Source organism: Pseudomonas sp. B21-036, assembly GCF_024748925.1.
Classification (GTDB): Bacteria; Pseudomonadota; Gammaproteobacteria; order Pseudomonadales; family Pseudomonadaceae; genus Aquipseudomonas; species Aquipseudomonas palmensis.
This window is the reverse complement of sequence record NZ_CP087178.1, coordinates 3,757,586-3,775,497: the sequence shown is the minus strand read 5'-3', so window position 1 is coordinate 3,775,497 and position 17,912 is coordinate 3,757,586. Positions and strand designations below refer to the sequence as shown.

The 17,912-nt window shown below is 64.6% G+C and carries 17 protein-coding genes, 3 tRNA genes and 1 riboswitch; of the genes, 9 read left to right on the top strand and 11 right to left on the bottom strand.

The annotated features are described in order from the left end of the window. Window positions 1-3: 3 nt before the first annotated feature. The 9 genes from LOY33_RS16965 to folD all read right to left on the bottom strand — a co-directional run bounded on the left by LOY33_RS16965 (window position 4) and on the right by folD (window position 9,302). Window positions 4-717, bottom strand: a complete 714-nt coding sequence (locus tag LOY33_RS16965) for an ABC transporter permease (RefSeq protein ID WP_043864512.1) — start codon at window positions 715-717, stop codon at window positions 4-6. Beyond that, complete coding sequence (locus LOY33_RS16960; protein WP_043864511.1) at window positions 714-1,439, bottom strand: ABC transporter permease; 726 nt, start codon at window positions 1,437-1,439, stop codon at window positions 714-716. The genes LOY33_RS16965 and LOY33_RS16960 overlap by 4 nt, the downstream gene beginning before the upstream one ends. 74 nt (window positions 1,440-1,513) lie before the next feature. Then, window positions 1,514-2,293 (bottom strand): ABC transporter substrate-binding protein, encoded by a 780-nt coding sequence (locus tag LOY33_RS16955; protein WP_054915295.1) that lies wholly within the window; start codon window positions 2,291-2,293, stop codon window positions 1,514-1,516. 274 nt (window positions 2,294-2,567) lie between these two features. Further along, the gene (locus LOY33_RS16950; RefSeq protein WP_213605998.1) at window positions 2,568-3,614 is read right to left on the bottom strand and encodes an ornithine cyclodeaminase; all 1,047 of its coding nucleotides are present in this window, start codon (window positions 3,612-3,614) and stop codon (window positions 2,568-2,570) included. Between the two features lie 23 nt (window positions 3,615-3,637). Further along, a complete protein-coding gene (gene ctlX, locus LOY33_RS16945; protein ID WP_043864655.1) occupies window positions 3,638-4,555 on the bottom strand; it encodes a citrulline utilization hydrolase CtlX in 918 nt (305 codons plus the stop codon). A 133-nt stretch (window positions 4,556-4,688) separates the two neighbouring features. Next, a complete protein-coding gene (locus LOY33_RS16940; protein WP_258659433.1) occupies window positions 4,689-5,615 on the bottom strand; it encodes an ABC transporter substrate-binding protein in 927 nt (308 codons plus the stop codon). After that, entirely contained in the window at window positions 5,612-5,953 is a 342-nt protein-coding gene (locus LOY33_RS16935) for a ferredoxin (protein ID WP_043864507.1), read from the bottom strand. The genes LOY33_RS16940 and LOY33_RS16935 overlap by 4 nt, the downstream gene beginning before the upstream one ends. A 98-nt stretch (window positions 5,954-6,051) precedes the next feature. Beyond that, on the bottom strand, window positions 6,052-7,986 hold the full coding sequence (locus LOY33_RS16930; RefSeq protein ID WP_258659432.1) for a TonB-dependent siderophore receptor: 1,935 nt from the start codon (window positions 7,984-7,986) through the stop codon (window positions 6,052-6,054). 120 nt (window positions 7,987-8,106) lie between these two features. Next, window positions 8,107-8,310: riboswitch (cobalamin riboswitch) on the bottom strand. Between the two features lie 137 nt (window positions 8,311-8,447). Then, complete coding sequence (gene folD, locus LOY33_RS16925; RefSeq protein ID WP_054915292.1) at window positions 8,448-9,302, bottom strand: bifunctional methylenetetrahydrofolate dehydrogenase/methenyltetrahydrofolate cyclohydrolase FolD; 855 nt, start codon at window positions 9,300-9,302, stop codon at window positions 8,448-8,450. 285 nt (window positions 9,303-9,587) lie between these two features. On the opposite strand from folD, the gene LOY33_RS16920 reads away from it, so the two are divergent. The 3 genes from LOY33_RS16920 (at window position 9,588) to LOY33_RS16910 (ending at window position 9,919) form a co-directional block, all read left to right on the top strand. Next, window positions 9,588-9,664, top strand: a tRNA-Arg gene (locus LOY33_RS16920). A 41-nt stretch (window positions 9,665-9,705) separates the two neighbouring features. Further along, a tRNA-His gene (locus LOY33_RS16915) sits at window positions 9,706-9,781 on the top strand. 53 nt (window positions 9,782-9,834) lie between these two features. Beyond that, a tRNA-Leu gene (locus LOY33_RS16910) sits at window positions 9,835-9,919 on the top strand. A 99-nt stretch (window positions 9,920-10,018) separates the two neighbouring features. On the opposite strand, the gene LOY33_RS16905 is transcribed toward LOY33_RS16910, so the two are convergent. Further along, a complete protein-coding gene (locus LOY33_RS16905; protein WP_258659431.1) occupies window positions 10,019-10,411 on the bottom strand; it encodes a RidA family protein in 393 nt (130 codons plus the stop codon). Window positions 10,412-10,511: 100 nt separating this feature from the next. Beyond that, window positions 10,512-10,697 carry a hypothetical protein gene (locus tag LOY33_RS16900; RefSeq protein ID WP_054915290.1) on the bottom strand — a complete coding sequence of 62 codons (186 nt, stop codon included), beginning with the start codon at window positions 10,695-10,697 and terminating at the stop codon, window positions 10,512-10,514. Between the two features lie 269 nt (window positions 10,698-10,966). Between LOY33_RS16900 and LOY33_RS16895 the strand changes: the two genes are divergently transcribed. From LOY33_RS16895 to LOY33_RS16870, 6 genes are read left to right on the top strand one after another with little or no spacing between them, the layout of a single operon-like run. Continuing rightward, window positions 10,967-13,375, top strand: coding sequence for a TonB-dependent receptor (locus LOY33_RS16895; protein WP_258659430.1), 2,409 nt, complete (start codon window positions 10,967-10,969; stop codon window positions 13,373-13,375). A 17-nt stretch (window positions 13,376-13,392) separates the two neighbouring features. Continuing rightward, complete coding sequence (locus tag LOY33_RS16890; protein WP_258659429.1) at window positions 13,393-14,325, top strand: ChaN family lipoprotein; 933 nt, start codon at window positions 13,393-13,395, stop codon at window positions 14,323-14,325. Window positions 14,326-14,353: 28 nt separating this feature from the next. Further along, the gene (locus tag LOY33_RS16885) at window positions 14,354-15,298 is read left to right on the top strand and encodes a ChuX/HutX family heme-like substrate-binding protein (protein ID WP_213605994.1); all 945 of its coding nucleotides are present in this window, start codon (window positions 14,354-14,356) and stop codon (window positions 15,296-15,298) included. A gap of 50 nt (window positions 15,299-15,348) precedes the next feature. Beyond that, window positions 15,349-16,131 carry a hemin ABC transporter substrate-binding protein gene (locus tag LOY33_RS16880; protein WP_052504327.1) on the top strand — a complete coding sequence of 261 codons (783 nt, stop codon included), beginning with the start codon at window positions 15,349-15,351 and terminating at the stop codon, window positions 16,129-16,131. Beyond that, window positions 16,128-17,138, top strand: a complete 1,011-nt coding sequence (locus LOY33_RS16875; RefSeq protein ID WP_054915286.1) for an iron ABC transporter permease — start codon at window positions 16,128-16,130, stop codon at window positions 17,136-17,138. Before LOY33_RS16880 ends, LOY33_RS16875 begins: the two co-directional genes overlap by 4 nt. Next, window positions 17,139-17,903 (top strand): ATP-binding cassette domain-containing protein, encoded by a 765-nt coding sequence (locus tag LOY33_RS16870; RefSeq protein ID WP_258659428.1) that lies wholly within the window; start codon window positions 17,139-17,141, stop codon window positions 17,901-17,903. Window positions 17,904-17,912 lie beyond the last annotated feature (9 nt).

Here is a 17,912-nt window from a genome sequence, read left to right as displayed (position 1 = left end):
GGGTCAGCCTCGGGCAGGAACAAGGAAACGCATCCAGCGGCGTTCGGCCAGGCGAAACAGCCCGACCAGCGCGAAGGACAGCAACATGTACAGAATGGCCGCGATGCCGAAGGCCTGGAACGTCAGAAAGGTCGCGGCGTTGGCGTCGCGGGCCACTTTGAGGACGTCGGCGACGGTGGCGGTGAACGCCAGCGAGGTGGCATGCAGCATCAGGATCAGCTCGTTGCTGTACACCGGCAGCGCACGGCGCAGGGCTGCCGGCAGCACCACGAACAGGTTCAGGCGCCAGCCATGCAGGCCGTAGGCCTGGGCGGCCTCGATCTCGCCATGGGGAATGTTGCGAATGGCCCCGGCGAAGATCTCCACGGTGTAGGCGCAGGTGTTGAGCACAAAGGCCAGCAGCGTGCAGTTGAGCGCATTGCGCAAGAACTGGTCGAGCAGCGCGTTGTCACGCACCACCTCCAGCCCGTACAGCCCGGTGTAGCAGATCAACAACTGGATATACAGCGGGGTGCCGCGAAACACGAAGGTGTACAGCTCTACAGGCCAGCGCAGCCAGCGCTTGCGCGACACCCGCGCCAGCGCCAGTGGCAACGACAGCACCAGGCCCAGCACCATGGTCACGATGAACAGCCACAGCGTCATGGCCAGCCCCGACATGCCCGCGCCATCGCTGTACAGGTAGGCCCGGCCGTATTCCTGAAGCAGTTCGATCATGATGCCAACCCCTTGATGCCGGTGTTGTAGCGCCGTTCCAGCACCTTGAACAGGCGATTGGAAAGGGTGGTGATAAGCAGGTAGACCAGCCCCGCGAACAGCAGAAAGTACAACGGCTCATTGGTGGTCTTGCCGGCGTTCTGCGCAGCCTTTACCAGGTCGGAGAGGCCGATGATCGACACCAGCGCGGTGGACTTGAGCAGCACCAGCCAGTTGTTGCCCAGCCCCGGCAGGGCGAAGCGCATCAGTTGCGGGAACAGCACCAGCTGGAAGCGCTGCACGCGGCTCAGCCCGTAGGCGGTAGCCGCTTCCAGCTGGCCATGGGGCACGCTGAGGATCGCTGCGCGAAAGTTCTCGGTGAAGTAGGCGCCATAGATGAAGCCCAGGGTGATCACGCCGGCCATGAATGGGTTGATCTCGACGTAATCCCAGCCAAGCAGCTCGGTCAGGTCGTTGAGCCACAGCTGCAGGGTGTAGAAGATCAGCAGGATCAGCACCAGGTCGGGCACGCTGCGAATCAGCGTGGTGTAGAGGGTGGCGGGAATGCGCAGCAGGCGCAGCGAGGACAGCTTGGCGCTGGCGCCGATCAGGCCCAGCAGCAGGCTCAGGCCCAGTGACAGAAAGGCCAGTTGCAGGGTCATCCAGGTTCCTTGCAGCAACAGCGGGCCGAAGCCCTGCAGGCTCAGCGCCTGCAAGCCGGTGGAGGTGAGGAAGTCGTTCACGGGAAAACTCTCGGTAGGACCAAAGGCGGGTGCGACAGCGCACCGGGCCGTGCAGGCCCGGGCTCTGCAGGCGATTACTCGTTGTAGATATCGAGGTCGCCGACGTACTTCTGCTGGATCCTGGCGAAGGTGCCATCGGCCAGCACCGCGGCGATGCCCTTGTCGATCAGCGCCTTGAGCTCGGCGTCGTTCTTGCGCAGGCCCATGGCGATGTCCAGGGGCAGGGTGGGGTCCTTGATTGCCGGGCCGCTCTTGAAGTTCGCGCCTTCGGGGGTGTTGAGGAAGTTCAGCTGTGCTTCGAGCTTGTCGGTGAGGGTGGCGTCCAGGCGCCCGTTCATGAGGTCGGCATAGTTCTGGTTCTGGGCCTGGTAGGCTTTGACCCGGGCACCCAGCGGCGCCAGCTTGGCGCGGGCGTAGGCCTCTTGCAGCGAGCCTTGCAACACGCCAACGGTCTTGCCCTCGAGCGATTCGGGGGTGTCGCCGAAGTCGGCGCCCTTGCGCACGATCACCGAGGTGGGGCTGAGGAACAGGCGATCGGAAAACTCGATCTGCTTCTGACGGGCCGGCGTCACCGCCATGGACGACATGATTGCGTCGAACTTGCGTGCACGCAGGGCCGGGATCATGCCGTCGAATTCGTTGTGCACCCAGGTGCACTTTACCTGCAGCTTTTCACAGATGGCATTGCCCAGCTCGATGTCGAGACCTTGCAGGCTGCCATCGGCGGCGACGGATTCGAAGGGCGGGTATTCGGGGAACACGCCGAAACGGATTTCTTTCCATTCCTGGGCCTGGACTGTGCTCGCGCACATGGGCAGGAGCAGCACGCTGAGCAGCTTTCGCAGCGAGGTCATAAAGGTATCCCTGTGTCTTGTAGTTGATGTAGGGCAGTGAACGCTTCGTTGGCCTGAGCCTTGGTCTGTGTGTGACTCTTCGGTCTGGCGTCAGAATGCGTGAAGGCAGCATTTTTTTTGTGTCGTTTGGGCCGGCGCTGGCTGCCGGATTCTGCTGTTGGCGATTCGGTGTCAGCCGAATCGGCTGCATGACCTCCTGTTTTGGCTTCGGGGCAGCTTGCTGTGTACGGCCGTGCAAGGTGCACGGCCGCCTGGATTGACGTGCAGGCCCGGTCTAGGCGCGTTTCTTGTGCACCGCCTGAACCTTGGGCAGCAGCCGTGCAAACAGGTCCTTGGGGTTTTCCAGGGCCGGCACCAGGTCGATTTCATGGCCGATATACAGGGCCTTGGCCACATCCAGCACATAGCGCAGGGCCGAGTAGTCTTCGATGGCAAAGCCCACCGAGTCGAACAGGGTGACCTGGGTGTCGTTCTCGCGGCCGAGCACCTGGCCGTTGACCACTTGCCAGAACTCGGTGATCGGCGAGTCGGCTGGCATCTGCTGGATCTCGCCCTCGATGCGGCTCTGCGGTTCGTACTCGACGATCACCCGTGCGGCGTCGACGATGTCGCGGTGCAGCTCGGTCTTGCCCGGGCAGTCGCCACCCACCGCGTTCAGGTGCATGCCCGGCTCGATCATGTCGGCGGTCAGGATGGTGGCGTAGGCCTTGTCGGCGGTGACCGTGGTGACGATGTCGGCGCCGCGTACCGCATCGGCCACGGAGCTGGCCAGTACCACCTTGATCGCCGGGAAGGCGCGAAGGTTCGCGGCCAGTTTGGCCGTGGCTTGTGGGTCCAGGTCGTACAGGCGGATTTCCTCGATGCCCACCAGCGCGTGGAAGGCGATGGCCTGGAACTCGCTCTGCGAACCGTTGCCGATCAGCGCCATGCTGCGGCTGTCGGGACGCGCCAGGTAGCGTGCGGCCAGGGCCGAGGTGGCGGCGGTGCGGATCGCGGTGGTCAGGGTCATTTCGCTGAGCAGCAATGGCGCGCCGGTGTCGACATCGCCCAGCGCACCGAACGCCATCACGGTGAGCATGCCGCGCTGGGTGTTCTTCGGGTGGCCGTTGACGTACTTGAAGGCGTAGAGGTTGGCATCGGAGGCCGGCATCAGCTCGATCACCCCGTCTGGCGAGTGGTTGGCCAGGCGCGCGCACTTTTCGAAGTCGTGCCAGCGCAGGTAGTCCTGGCGGATGTACTCGGCCATTTCTTCCAGGCAGGTGGTGAGGCCCTTGCGGGCGACCAGTTGGCTGAGGTCGTTGACGTCGATGTAACGGGTCATGGGGAGCTCCTTCTTGTGGTCGGTCAATTGCGCACCGGCAGGTGCACTTCGGCGAGCATGCAGCGCGCGCTGCCGCCGCCGATGCGTTCGATGTTGTCGATGTTCACCACCACCGGGTGGGTGTGCCGCTCGACCTGGCGGCGCTGCTCGGGGTGCAGCGAGCGCCAGGCACTGCGCGACATCACCAGCAGCGGCTGGCCTTGCTTGTCGTGCACTTCGAGCATGTTGCCGGCGAAGCCTTCGAGCTGGTCGAAGTCCAGGGCCAGGATGTCCTTGCCGGTGGCACGCAGGCTGTGTTCCAGGGTACGGCGCTCGTCGGCATCGGGCAGTGCCTTGAGGCACACCACCGACAGCCCGCGGCCCACGCTCATCATCACGTTGCAGTGGTAGATGGGCGCCCGGTGCCGGTCGACGGCGTGAAACAGGCACAGGCGGTAGTCGAGCCTGTCGGCGAACTGGCGCAGTGCTTCGGTGTGGGTGCGCCCGGAGTGGCAGGCGTAGCTGATGCGGTGTTCGCGGTCGAGCACCATGCTGCCGGTGCCTTCCAGGAACATGCTCTGTTGCTCCAGCGGGCTCAGGTCGATGGTGTTGTGAATGCTGAAACGGTCGGCGAGCACCTGCAGCACGCCCTTGTCGCGTTCCAGGCGGCGGTTGTGGCCCTCCATCGGGTAGAGCACCAGGCTGCCGTCGGCGTGGCTGCTCCACCAGTTGTTGGGGAAGATCGAGTCAGGCGTGTGCGGGGCCGGCGTGTCCTGCACCACCAGCACCTCGACGCCATGCTGGCGCAGGGTGTCCACATAGCCGTCGAACTCTTCCAGCGCTTTATGCTGTGCCTGGTCGGGGTCCAGTGCAGGCTGCTGGAAGCGGTTGTTGAGTGCGGTGTCCGGGTTGAAGGCGAACCGCGCGGGGCGGATCATCAAGACTGTATTGGTGGTTTGCATCGAGGCACGCATCCGGGGTTGGCAGTGCGTCTATTGTCGATGCAGTGGCGCTGCAATCCCGGCTGAAGCGCGCGGGGCGCTCAGCGGGGAAAGCTGAAAAGCGGGGTATTGCAGCGTAATCGGCTGTGCCGGTTCAGGGCAGGTGCTCGGCCATGTCACGCAACTGGTTGGCCAGCGCGACGGCAGCACGGGCGCTGTGTTCGCCTGCCACCAGGTGCGTGAAGGGCAGGTCGATCAGCCGGCCCTCGCGCACAGCACGCAACTTCGAGAGGGCCGGGTGGTTGTGCAGGTACTCGCGCTTGCGCCGGGCCGGCGACCAGACGGCGTCGGCCAGGATGATCACGTCCGGGTCGCGTTGCAGCAGGGTTTCGGGGTCGACGGTCACGCGGTGCAGGTCGACGTCGGCGAACAGGTTGCGCCCACCGGCAACCTGGATCAGTTGGGTGATGAAGCCGCGGCTGCCCTCGCTGTCGAGGCCCTGGTGCTCGCTGTCCAGGTAGAACACCGAAAGCGGGGAATGCTGCGCAGCGAGCTGGCGGGCGCGGTCCAGGTCTGCTCGTTGCTGCGCGATCAGCCGAGCGGCCTGGGGTTCGCGCTGCAGCAGCTTGCCCAGGCTGCGCAGGTCGTCTTCGATGGCCGCGAAACCGGAGGCCGGGCGCGGGTCGCAGGCGTTCTCCAGCAGATAGCTGCCGATGCCATTGCGGGTCAGGTGGGTACGGGCGCCCACGCCATCGCGAAAGGCGCTGGCGAAACCGCCGACCACCAGGTCGTAGCGCTGGGCATAGAACACCTCCGGCGAGGGATACAGCCGCGACAGCAGGGGCACGCCGCGGTAGCGCCGGGAGGCCAGCGCCTCGGGGTCGTCATCGATGTAGCTCACCGCAACCAGCGACGGGCCGACCTGCAGGGCCAGCAGCAGGTCGGCGGCATGCTGGTTGAGCGCCAGGATGCGCTGCGGCGTGGCGTGCGGCAGGGTCCAGTCCTGGCCGCAGTTACGGTAGGTCTGGGCGTGGGCCGTGGTGCCGAGCAGGCACAACAGCAGGCAGAGCAGGCGCGTCATGGGGTATCACCATTGAGCAGCAGTGCGCTGACCGGGGTACCTGCGACCAGGTGCTCGCGCACCAGGCGTCGGGCATCGTCGGCGCTGGCGATGCGGTACCAGCAGCGCTCTGGGTAGACGGTGGCGACCGGGCCCAGGTTGCACGGGAACTGGCAGTGGGTACGGGTCAGCAGCACGCCGTCGGCGGTTTCCATGCGCTGGGCGGCGAGCAGTTCGTTGCGCACCACTTTCCACACCTGCTGCGCGCCGCGCTGGGTGCAGCGCGGGCCGGTGCACAGCATCACGTGGCGGGCGTGGGCGGGAATGTGCGACCACTCGGGTTTGCTGGGGATGGGCATGGGCTTGTCCTTGAGTCCGTGGTGCGGCTTTCGCGGGTCAAGCCCGCTCCCACAGGTGACGGATGAGCCTGTGGGAGCGGGCTTGACCCGCGCTGCTTCTAGAAGCTGTAGGTGTAACGCACTTCGCTGGTGAACGGCCTTCCCAGGTTCTGCACCTTGCGCGCGCCGCTGTCCATGCTGGTGGTGTAGTCGCGGTCCAGCAGGTTCTCCAGCAGCAGGCTCAGGCGATGCTGGCGGGCGCCGTCCAGGTAACGGTAGGCATCGGCGTCCACCACGGTGTAATGCCCGTAGTCCACATCCCGCGGGCTTTTTACCGTGCCGATGTAGCGCACCGCCGCGCCTGCGCCCCACATTCGGTCACCCGACTCGTACCCCAGCCGGCTGCGTGCAAAGAACCCGGGAATGTTGTTGAGGGTGGCGCCGTTGCGCGACTCGCTCAGGTTGCGCGTCATGTCTGCCGCCAGCTGCCAGCGGTCACTGAGCTGGAACTGCCCGTTGACCTCGACGCCGCGCACCTGGATCTCGCCATCGCCGTTGACCCATTGTGCATCCACGATGGTGATCAGGTCCTCGATGCGCCGGGTGAACAGCGTACCGCTCAGGCTGTAAGGCTGGCCCTGGATCAGGCCGGTGTAGTCCAGGCCCAGTTCGGCATTGCGGCTCTTCTCTGGCTTGAGGTTGGGGTTGCCCATCTCGTCGCCCGGCTCGTTGACGTACAGTTGCTCGGCGTTGGGCAGCTTGTAGGCGGTGCCGAACTGGCCGCGCAGCTTGAGCTGGTCGGTCAGGTCGTAGAGCGAGGTGAGCATGCCCACCGTGGCACTGTCACCGCCGCTCAGGTGCTCGCGGCGCACGCCGATGCTGGGGTGCCAGTCAGGCAGGGCGTCGATGACAGGGCGCAGCTGCACATACAGCGCATGGGCCTCGGCCTGGTTGTTGTCGATCTTGAGCACGTCGTCCTTGCCCTTGAACCACTGGTTGTCGGTACCGAACACCAGGGTGTGCTCGCCGGGGAGCACGGCCTTGCCTTCGGCCTGCATGCCCCAGTCGCTGAAGCCCCAGTAGTCATCGTGGTTGAGGGTGCGGGTGCTGCCGTCGGTGTTGTTGTAGATGCGGGTGTAGCGCGTATCCCAATCGTTCATGTGGCCTTTGACGAAGTAGCTGAAGCCGGGGTTCAGGCGCTGCTCGAAGGTGGCCGTGGCGATCTGCTGCACGCGGTCGTTGGTGGTACGGCGGTTGGCGTCCGGGCGCAGGAAGTCCAGGTTGGCGGCGCTGTACTGGTAGAACAGCTCCAGGCGGCTGTCATCGCCCAGGCTTTGTGCGGCCTTGGCGCCGAAGGTGTTGACCTCGTAGCTGCGCTTCTTGTCGCTGACCGTCGAGGTGATCTGGCTGCTGTGGTAGGGCTGGTAGCCCTCGGACACGTTGTGGCTGACGTAGGCCAACAGCCCCAGGTCGCCCAGGCCGTTGCTGAAGATGCGCTCGATACGGGCATCGCCGTTGCGCCCCATGAAGCTGTCGACGCCCAGGTTGACCTGGCCCGAGGGGTCGCGGCTATGGGCCGAACGGGTGACGATGTTGATGACCCCGGCCACGGCCTGGGTGCCGAACAGCAGGCTCTGGCCGCCGTTGAGTACCTCGATGCGCTCGATGGCGGCGGCGGGCAGGGTGTCTATATAGATGCCGCCGTAGAGACGGTTGTTCAGGCGCACCCCGTCGAGCATGATCAGCGTGTCGTCGTTGCGCCCGCCCAGCAGCGAATAGGTGCCATAGTCGAACGGCCCCTGCTTGGGCGCCACGTACAGGCCGGGCACGAACATCTGCAGCACGCGGGTGATGTCGGCGCTGGGGCCGGCGCGCTCGATCTGCTCGCGGTCCACGACCTCCACCTTGCTGCCATAGCGCGCCATCTCGGCCACCGTGGTGGACTCCACCGAGGGTGCGGAAACGATCTGCTGGTCGAGGGTCAGGGGTTCGCTGGCCGCCAGGGCCGGGCTGCCGATCAGGCAACCGATCAGGGTAAAACGACGTGTCTTCATCTACTTCTCGAAAAAGGATTTTTCGGGAAGCGCACAGGAGGGTTCCGGCGAACGCGCGCCAGAATACCGGCTCGTGCCCGCCCACCGCAGGTTTGCCAAAATGACTGAACGCATCCTTTCAACAGTCGTGGGTTTGCAGGCCGGTCTCCGGGCTTGCGAGGCTCGAAGTCATCCGCCTTCCCATGCGTTGCGCACAGTGGCCTGTTGGATGCTTCACTCGCTTACCGTTGCGGGGGCAGCGCCGGACTAGTCATGCAAGACGCACCGGCTTCCCGTTTCACCTGCTGCACGGCGGCAGCAGGCACCTGAAACTGGGCCGCATCTGACCATTGTCATGACCGTTCGTCAACCTGACGGCCTTTGCTGACGAGCGTGCGTTTGTTCCAGGCCAAAAAAAACGGCACCTTCTCAGGTGCCGTTCCTTTAGTGGCTAGCGCCGCTGGAACTTAAATCCAGCGGGGTCAACCGTGCAGCTCTTCGGCCGCATACAAGGTGTTCTCCAGCAGGCACGCCCGGGTCATCGGCCCGACGCCGCCTGGCACCGGAGTGATCCAGCCGGCGCGGGGCAGGGCGGTCTCGTAGACCACGTCGCCCACCAGCTTGCCGTCTTCCTGGCGGTTGATGCCCACGTCGATGACGATGGCGCCTTCCTTGATCCATTCACCCTTGACCAGCCCCGGCTTGCCGGCAGCCACCACCACCAGGTCGGCGCGACCGACGTGGCCGGCCAGGTCCTTGGTGAAGCGGTGGGTCACGGTCACGGTGCAGCCGGCCAGCAGCAGCTCCATGGCCATGGGGCGGCCGACGATGTTCGAGGCGCCCACTACCACCGCATTCATGCCGTACAGGTCCTGACCGGTGCTGTGCAGCAGGGTCATGATGCCTTTGGGGGTGCACGGGCGCAGCAGCGGGATGCGCTGGGCCAGGCGGCCTACGTTATAAGGGTGGAAACCGTCCACGTCCTTGTCGGGGCGAATGCGCTCGAGCAGCAGCGAGGCATCCAGGTGCGCCGGCAGTGGCAGTTGCAGCAGGATGCCGTCGATGTCGGCGTCTTCATTTAGGCGGTCGATCAGGTCGGTCAGCGCCTGCTGGGTGGTGTCGCTGGGCAGGTCATAGGCCTGGGAGTTGAAGCCGACCTCTTCACAGTCTTTACGCTTGTGCGAAACATAGACTTGGGAGGCGGGGTCGCTGCCTACCAGGATCACTGCCAGGCCGGGGGTGCGCAGGCCTTGCTCGCGACGTTGCGCGACACGTTGGGCGATCTGCTGGCGCAGGCTGGCGGCGATCGCCTTGCCGTCGATAAGTTGTGCAGTCATGACGCGTGATTAACCATCGAGAGGGAATAAAAAGAGCGCGCATTCTCGCATGACCGGGGCGCAGGGCAAAGGCGCTTGGTCTGGCAATTCCCCTAACCCCTTAAATAAAATGAATTTTTTTCAAAAAGGTGTTGACGACTTTGCCGCTCGTCTATAACATTCATCGCACTTGTCGGGCAGAGCCTAGCACTGGTTAGCAAGGTCAGGCAGAATAAGTGGTTTTGATAGCTTGTTCGGTATGACTAAAAGTTAATTTGTAATCCTAACAGAAAGCAGATTAAATATGCGCCCGTAGCTCAGCTGGATAGAGCATCCGCCTTCTAAGCGGATGGTCGCAGGTTCGAGTCCTGCCGGGTGCGCCAATACAGGCAGCTGGCACAAGTAAAAGCAGTAAAGCAATATGGTGGGCGTAGCTCAGTTGGTAGAGCACAGGATTGTGACTCCTGTTGTCGTGGGTTCGATCCCCATCGTCCACCCCATATTCTAAAAGGCGCCCGATGAAAATCCGGCGCCTTTGCTTTAAAAGCTTCACGCGGACGTGGTGAAATTGGTAGACACACTGGATTTAGGTTCCAGCGGCGCAAGCTGTAAGAGTTCGAGTCTCTTCGTCCGCACCATAGATGCTTTCACCGCCCTTCGCTGAAGTGCGTTGAAGCCCGGAACAAGCCGCCTTGAGCGGCTTTTTTCGTTTCTGGGCTTCTACTCCTTACCCGCACCTACCGCTGCACCGCAATGCACTTGATCTCCACCAGCAACCCTGGTCGGGCGAGTTCGCTGACGCCTATGCAGGTCCATGCACAGGTGCCCCTTGGAAAGACCTTGTCCTTCACGCTCCTGAACAGCGGCATATGGCGTTGCATGTCGATGTGATAGGTCGTCATTTCGACCACGTCGTCAAACCCGCAACCGCCCGCCGCGAGCACGAGGCGAAGGTTTTCCCAGGCCGCCAGAAACTGCTGCTCCGGGTCTTCAATCACCTCCAGCTCCGGCGTTCGACCCACCTGCCCGGCGCAGTACAGGGTGCTGCCCACCTTTACCGCGGGGGCATAACCAGCACGCTCGCAAAGCAATTTCATCTCGGCGGGTACGATAATCTGGCGATCAGTCATAGGGCAGGGTCCAGGGGAGTAGGGCTATCAAGCGACGCGCCACTCTATAGAACAGAAAAGCCACCTATCAAGGTGGCTTTCGCGTTTCAGTGCCCTCGCGTCAATGCCTGGTCGCCTTGGGCCCACCTACCGGTGACAGCTCAAGCTCCAGTCGAACGATGTTGAGGATTCTGGTGAGTGGAGCGGCTTGCTCCGCCTCCCCCAGTGCGAGGAGGTGATCGCGTTGTTCGCGAATTCTGCTGAGGCTCTCGTCGAGCTGCGCAGCGGCCAATCGGTATTTTTCCATGTGCGGTTCCTTTATCACGGCCTCCCTGCCACTCGAGTCGGCCGTTCCGTGTGCGGGTGCTGTGGCACCGTTCGTCAACGGAAGGCCCTGCAAGCATAGCGTCCTTTTGCGCCGTAGGCGCGTGAACACCTTGGGCAGAACTGTTCCAACATTTATCCGCGCGCATACTGATGAATGATTTTAAAAATAATACTGATTTTCATTTCCCTTTTTGACTGCCTCACGTGACCTCTATTGCAAGACCATTGCAACGTTCCAGGGAGCTTCACGTGAAACGCATCGCGCCGACCGTAAATCCAGGCCAGCAGCCCGACAGGCACCGTGTTTTCAAGGCGGCGCAGGGCGCGCTTACTGTGCTGGCGCTTGCCGTCAGTGGTGCCAGCGTTGCAATGGCGGCGCCCATGGAGGCGCCCACCGCTCAGCACGCAGCTGTACGCAAGCATTACCAGATTGCGGCAGGCCCGCTGGCGCCCGCACTCAACCAGTTGGCGGGCGCCACCGGCGTGATGCTGACCTTTGCCCCGGAGCTGACCGACAAGCGCCAGACCCAGGGCCTGGATGGCGAGTACAACCGCAAGGAAGCCTTCGACCTGCTGCTGATGGGTACCGGGCTGCGCATCGTGCAGCTCAAGGACAAGAGCTTCGTGCTGCGCGCCGAGGAACAGAGCCGCAGCGCGCTGGAGGTGGGCCCCACGCTGGTCAACGCACTGGGCGAGCGCCCGGGCGTGATCCGCAGCAGCCGCGAAGTGCACGCCGAACGCCAGGACCTCAACAGCCTGGTGCGTTCCATGCCCGGTACCTACACCCTGCATTCGCGCAGCCAGCCCGGGGTTTCGGTGAACATCCGCGGGCTGTCGGGCCTGGGGCGGGTCAACACCATGATCGACGGCGTGACCCAGACCTTCCGCAACAACGCCGGTCACGGTTCAGGCGGGCCGATGGCCTTCGTCGACCCCAACCTGCTGGCCGGTGTCGATGTGCAGCGCGGCGCGGTGGACGGCGCCGAAGGTGCCAATACCCTGGGGGGCACCGCCAACTTCCGCACCTTCGATATCGACGACATCGTCAAGCCCGATCACCGCGTGGGTGTGCGCAGCACCTACCGCACCGGCAACAACGGTTACGGCAACACGCGCATGCTCGCCGCCGGCGCACGAACCCATCCCGAGAATAGCGAAGGCGTGTACGGCATCGTCGCCGCCGCCAGCAGTTCGCAAACCGGCGAATACAAGACCAGCTCCGGCCAGGAAAACCACTACGACACCACCAAGCAGAGCCCGCGCTCGGGCCTGCTCAAGGTGCGCCTGCAGCCCAACGACCTGCACCGCCTGGACCTCAGCGGCGTGCAGTACCGCAACGAGTTCTACCACAACTACCCATGGGAACTGCGCAACGAAACCTACCGCGCCAAGTACGCCTACACGCCCTACAACGAATGGGTGAACCTGACGGTAAACGCCTACCAGAACAAGACCCAGCTCGATTACCCGCCGGTGGAGGAATCCACCTTCATCGGCCGCAAGACCCACGACGATGCCCACGGTTTCGACTTCACCAACCTCAGCCGTTTCAACCTCGGCCCGGTGGAAGCGAGCTGGAGCAACGGCATGCGCTACTACACCGACGACTTCGTTGCCGACACGCCGGAAAAACGCGGGGCCAACCCCGAAGGCAAGCAGCAGACCGAAAGCCTGTTCAGTACCCTGGAGCTGGACTACGACATCTATGCCATGACCCTGGGCATGCACTACGACGGCTACAAGGTCAGCGGCCACGTGCCCAAGTGCTCGATTTTGCGCGAGTGCGCGGGTATCGGCGGGGGCGATGTGGACATCACCCGCCGCGAGCACAGCTTCAACCCGCGTATCGGCTTTGCCGTAAAGCCCTATGACTGGATGCAGCTCTATACCAGCTGGTCGCGCACCTCGCGTGCACCGCGGGTGCAGGAGATGTTCTTCGAGAAGGTACCGATGACCGCCGATGCCAGCGATGCCGACGGCGTGGGGGCCAACCCCTACCTGCGCCAGGAGCGCTCCACCAACTACGAGTTCGGCTTCAATCTCAGTCGCGCCGGGCTGTTCAGCAGCAACGACTACGCCCAGCTCAAGGTCAACCGCTTCATCAGCAAGATCGACGGCTATATCACCCCGCAGTCGTTCGACATCGTCGATGACGACGGCGAATATTCGGCCAAGGCCAACTGGGTCAACTGGCCCGAGCAGGTGCGCATGAGCGGCTACGAGATCGAGGGCCGCTACGACGCAGGCTTCGTCTACGCCAACCTCTCCTGGACCCGCGCCACCACCAAGGCGCCGACCACCTCGGGCATCGAACTCGAAGACATCAACAGCCAGCCCGACCGCTACTGGACCCTCGATCTGGGCACGCGCTGGTTCGACGAGCGCGTGGTGCTCGGCGCCCGCGGCGAGTACTCCGGCCCTGCCGAAGAAAGCTGGGACTGGTACGAAACCAGGAAGACACAGTCTACCGGCGTGATCTGGGACCTTTACGGCAGCTGGCAGGTGCAGCAGAACGTCAGCCTGTTCTTCAACGTCGAGAACGTGGAGAACAAGACCTACAGCTACAACGCCTCGGTGGACTCGATCATGTCCGCCTCACTGGACCGCGGTACCGGGCGTGGGCGTACCACCTCGTTCGGCGTCACGTTCGAATACTGACCCCACAGGACCCTCTCATGTACACGAACTGCCTGCTTGGGGCGTGCCTTGCCCTGCTCGTCGGCTGCGCCACGGTCAATGCGCCGCCGGCCCAGACCGCCTATGCCCGTGTCGAAGCCAACATCCCCGGCTGGGGCGCGATCGTTGATGTGCGCAGCGGCCAGCAGATCGATGCCGGGCAATTGCTCGACGTACTGGCGCAAGCCCCCACGGTGATGGTGGGGGAGACCCACGACAACGTGGCTCATCACCTGATCGAGCAGTGGCTGGCCACCGGCCTGGCCGAGCGGCGCCAGCAAGGCGCCGTGGTGCTCGAGATGCTCGATAGCGATCAGCAGCGCCCGGTTGGCGATGTGCAGGCGTGGCTGGGCGCAGGCAACCGCGTGCGGCTGGCGCGTCTGCGCAAGATCATGCAGTGGGATGAGCGCTGGAGCTGGGAGCAATACGGCCCGTTGATGCAGGCACTGATGCAGGCCCCGGCACCGGTGCTGGCCGGCAACCTGTCTTCCCGCGAACGCAAGCAGGTGGCAGCCGACGCGCCCGCGGATGCGGCCAGCCTGTTTCCGCAAGCGGCAATCGCCGAGGTGCAGCGTCAGCGCATCGTGCAGATGCACTGTGGCGAGATCGACCTGCCGCGACTGAACGCCATGCTCGCCATTCAGCACGGTCGCGACCGGCGCATGGCCCAGGTGCTCGACGCCGCGCCGGCCCCGCGCCTGTTGTTCGCCGGTGTGCTGCACACCCTCAAGTCCCAGGGCGCGCCCCAGTACCTCAGGCATGGCGCGCGCGATCCCGGTTTGAAGGTGCTGGTGCTGGGGGAGGAGGGCCAGGCCCCAGCCGTGCAGGATGCCGACTTCGTGTGGCTGTTGCCCAGCCAGGACGGCGACGGCGTTGCGCTTGCCCCGGCGGCTGCCAGCTGCGACGCACCCTTGCAGCCAGCCCTTCACTGAACCTTTTCTGCTCACAAGGAATCCCCACATGCCTGCTATTACTGCCAGCGACCTCCGCCAACGCCTTGGGCATGACTGCCTCAGCCTCGCCCTGCCTGCCGCCGAAGTGGCGGCCCGGCTGTATCACCTTGGCCCGCTGAGGGTCATGACCCAGGCCAGTCATGCATTCCTCGACCAGGTGGGGCGCTTCCCACGGTCGGACGATGTTGCCCAGGTCGGTCTGGTGCTTGGCGAAGATGGCCTGGACCTGCGCCTGAACCTGCGCGCCTGGCACTGGCTGTGCCTCACCCGTGGCCAGGCCGCTGGTGATTTCGAGCTGAGGGTGTTCGACCGGCATGCCGCGCCGCTGTTGCGCCTGGCGTCGCTACCCGGCTCGAACCTGCAGGCGTGGGCCGAGCTGTATGCCCAGGGCAGCCTGGAGCACCCGCACTTCACACCGCGCGAGGCGCTGGTCAAACAAGATGTACAGGTCGCCGGGCTGGTCGACGACTGGGCAGCGATGGGGGATGTGCATGACCACTTCGCGCTGCTCAAGCGTCATGGCCTGACCCGCTATCAGGGCAACCAGGGCGTGGCCCCGCAGTTTGCCCGGCGTATCGGCAGCGCGGGCACTGCGGCGCTGCTCGGGCAACTGGCCGACAGCGGGCTGGAACTGATGGTCTTCATCTATAGCCCCGGCTCCACGCAGATCTACACCGGCAAGCTCGACGGCGCCACGCGGCAGGGCGACAGCCTGGTGTTCGACATGCCGGGTGACGGTGACGCCGCACCAACCCGTTTCGGCATACGTGACACTGTCGAAGCCGAAGCCTGGCGCGTGTACAAACCCAACGCGGTAGGCGGGGTCAACAGCCTGGAGATCTTCGATGCCGAGCAGCGCCTGATCGTGCAACTATTCGGGCGTCGCCCTGCCGGGCAGCCCGAACAGCCAGCCTGGCGCGAGTTGCTCGATCGGTTGGAGGCGGGGCAATGAGCGCTCGGCTGCTGAGTGTGTGCCTGCTTCTTTTAATAGGTACAGCGCCCGTGCATGCCGATCAGGCCGACACATTGGTCATCGGCAACGACCTGGCCGAGATTGCCGCGCAGTTGCAGGCCACTTCGCGGTTGGTGGGGCGTGACGATTCCAGTCACTACCCACCCGAAGTGGCTCGCCTGCCGTCGGTGGGCTATCTGCGCCAGTTGTCGTCCGAAGGCATCCTGAGCCTGCATCCGCGGCGGGTGGTGCTCAGCGATGCGGCGCGTCCGGCCGTGGTGCTGCGCCAGCTGGATACCGTGGGCGTTGAGGTCATCGAAGTGCCCAGGGGCAAGCGCATCGCCGATATCCCACGCAAGATAGAACAGGTGGCCAAGGCCTTCGACCGTGAAACCCTGAGCCCGCCGCTGGTTGCAGAGCAGCAACGTCTGGCCGCCGAGCTGGCTGCACTGGCGCCGCTCAAGGGCCCCAGGGCGCTGTTCATCTTCAATCGAGCGGGCATGATCCCGCTGATCATGGGGCGCGGCACCGAAGCCCATGCCGCACTGGAGCAGGCGGGCATCGAGAACTGCGCGCCGTTCAGTGCCTACAAGCAGGTGGCGGCCGAAGCGATGGTGTCGCTTGCACCGGATTTCGTGATCATCAGCCGCGCCGGGTTGCAGGCCCTGGGCGGCGAGGACAACCTGTGGAAGCTCGGCGGCCTGGCGCTGACCCCGGCCGGTCAGCACCGGCGCCTGGTGCAGGTGGACGATCAGGCGCTGCTCAACCTGGGCCCACGCACCGTGGCGGCCATGCTGCAACTGCGCCGTGATGCCGGGGCGCTGTTCCCATGACGCGCTCGCACACCCGCTCATTGCCCACGCTGTTGCTGATGCTGGCCGGCCTGTGCGCCTTGCTGGCGCTGTGTTCGCTGGTGGGCAGCATCGGCCTGTCGCCGCGCATCCTGCTGGGCCATCTGCCCGCGCCGCTGGAATGGCAAGTGTGGAGCGAGGTACGCCTGCCGCGGCTGCTGCTGGCGGTGCTGGTGGGCTCGACCCTGGCAGCAGGCGGCACCGCCATGCAGGGGCTGTTTCGCAACCCGCTGGCCGACCCCACGCTGCTGGGCCAGGCCAGCGGTGCGGGGTTGGCGGTGTCGATCTGGATCGTGCTGTTCAATGGGCGTTTTGCCGGCCTGGAGCTGTATGGGCAGTTTCTGGCCGGGTTTGTCGGGGCGTTGCTGGTAACGCTGGTGATCTTCCGCATCGGGCGCGGCTACAAAGGTCGTGAATCGACCATCACCCTGCTGTTGGCCGGCCTGGTGATCAATACCCTGACCGGCGCGGTGGGCGGCATGCTGACCTTCATGGCCAGCGAAGAACAGTTGCGCCAATTGAGCCTGTGGGGCATGGGCAGCCTGGGCAGTGCCGAGTGGTCGACCCTGAGCGTAGCGCTGGTGGTGTTGCCGTTGACCTTGCTGGTGCTGGTGCGCAGCGCCGCCGACCTGGACCTGTTCCAGTTGGGTGAGGTGTCTGCCCATGCGGCGGGGCTCAATGCCGAGCGCCTGAAAAATCGCATTGTGCTGGCCTCCTCGCTGGGCGTGGGCCTGTGCGTCGCACTCACCGGCATCATCGGCTTCATCGGCCTGCTGGTGCCGCACTGCCTGCGCCTGTACTTCGGGCCGGGCCACCGTCTGCTGATTCCGGCCTCGATGCTGTGCGGGGCGATTCTGCTGCTGCTTGCCGACACCCTGGCGCGCAGCCTGGTCAGCCCTGCCGAGATTCCGGTCGGCCTGGTCACCAGCGTGATCGGCGGGCCGTACTTTCTCTGGTTGTTGCTGGGCCGCAAGGTCCGGGAGTTCTGAATGCTCGATCTTCTCGCTGTCGGCCTGCATCGGCCATTTGCCCTCAGCCCGGTCACCGAGGCCATACAGGGCGGCCAGCTACTGGGGCTGATCGGCCCCAACGGCGCAGGCAAAAGCACATTGTTGTCGCTGATCTCCGGCTATATCACGCCCGACTGCGGCGAAGTGCGGCTGCTCGATCAGCCGTTGAGCGCCTATTCGCCGCGCCAGCTGGCGCGCAACCGCGCCCTGGTCACCCAGCACATGGACAGTGCGTTCGACTGGCAGGTCGGCGAATTCATCCAGCTGGGCCAGGGGCATGCGGGGTTGCCGTGCGCCGGCATCGTCGAGGCCATGGACATCACTCATCTGCTCGACCGCGGTGTGCTGTCGCTGTCGGGCGGCAAGTTGCAGCGGGTGACCATCGCCCGCGCGCTGAACCAGTTGGCCATCAGCCCTGCGGGCCCCACCGAGGGCCAGGCGCCGCGCCTGCTGCTGCTCGACGAGCCCACCAGCGCGCTGGATATCGGCCAGCAGCAGAATCTGATGCGCCTGTTGCGCCGGCTGGCCCGCCTGCCACATATCGCGGTGGTGTGCGTGCTGCATGACCTCAACCTGGCGGCGCGCTACTGCGACCGGCTGTGGCTGATGGAAAAGGGCCGGTTGTGCGCCAGCGGGACCCCCGCGCAGGTACTGAATGCACATACCATCGAGACGGTGTTCGGGGCTCAGGTCAGTGTAACGGCGGGGCCCGGCCACGCGGTGGGCATCGAGCTGGCGTGCTGAGTGGCCAGT

Bases quoted from the DNA above. Each gene is read 5' to 3' on its own strand.
- LOY33_RS16870 (WP_258659428.1), top strand. From the start codon at position 17,139: ATGCTCGATCTTCTCGCTGTCGGCCTGCATCGGCCATTTGCCCTCAGC.
- ctlX (WP_043864655.1), bottom strand. From the start codon at position 4,555: ATGCAAACCACCAATACAGTCTTGATGATCCGCCCCGCGCGGTTCGCC.
- LOY33_RS16875 (WP_054915286.1), top strand. From the start codon at position 16,128: ATGACGCGCTCGCACACCCGCTCATTGCCCACGCTGTTGCTGATGCTG.
- LOY33_RS16965 (WP_043864512.1), bottom strand. From the start codon at position 717: ATGATCGAACTGCTTCAGGAATACGGCCGGGCCTACCTGTACAGCGAT.
- LOY33_RS16955 (WP_054915295.1), bottom strand. From the start codon at position 2,293: ATGACCTCGCTGCGAAAGCTGCTCAGCGTGCTGCTCCTGCCCATGTGC.
- LOY33_RS16950 (WP_213605998.1), bottom strand. From the start codon at position 3,614: ATGACCCGTTACATCGACGTCAACGACCTCAGCCAACTGGTCGCCCGC.
- LOY33_RS16940 (WP_258659433.1), bottom strand. From the start codon at position 5,615: ATGACGCGCCTGCTCTGCCTGCTGTTGTGCCTGCTCGGCACCACGGCC.
- LOY33_RS16885 (WP_213605994.1), top strand. From the start codon at position 14,354: ATGCCTGCTATTACTGCCAGCGACCTCCGCCAACGCCTTGGGCATGAC.
- LOY33_RS16900 (WP_054915290.1), bottom strand. From the start codon at position 10,697: ATGGAAAAATACCGATTGGCCGCTGCGCAGCTCGACGAGAGCCTCAGC.
- LOY33_RS16935 (WP_043864507.1), bottom strand. From the start codon at position 5,953: ATGCCCATCCCCAGCAAACCCGAGTGGTCGCACATTCCCGCCCACGCC.
- LOY33_RS16930 (WP_258659432.1), bottom strand. From the start codon at position 7,986: ATGAAGACACGTCGTTTTACCCTGATCGGTTGCCTGATCGGCAGCCCG.
- LOY33_RS16905 (WP_258659431.1), bottom strand. From the start codon at position 10,411: ATGACTGATCGCCAGATTATCGTACCCGCCGAGATGAAATTGCTTTGC.
- LOY33_RS16890 (WP_258659429.1), top strand. From the start codon at position 13,393: ATGTACACGAACTGCCTGCTTGGGGCGTGCCTTGCCCTGCTCGTCGGC.
- folD (WP_054915292.1), bottom strand. From the start codon at position 9,302: ATGACTGCACAACTTATCGACGGCAAGGCGATCGCCGCCAGCCTGCGC.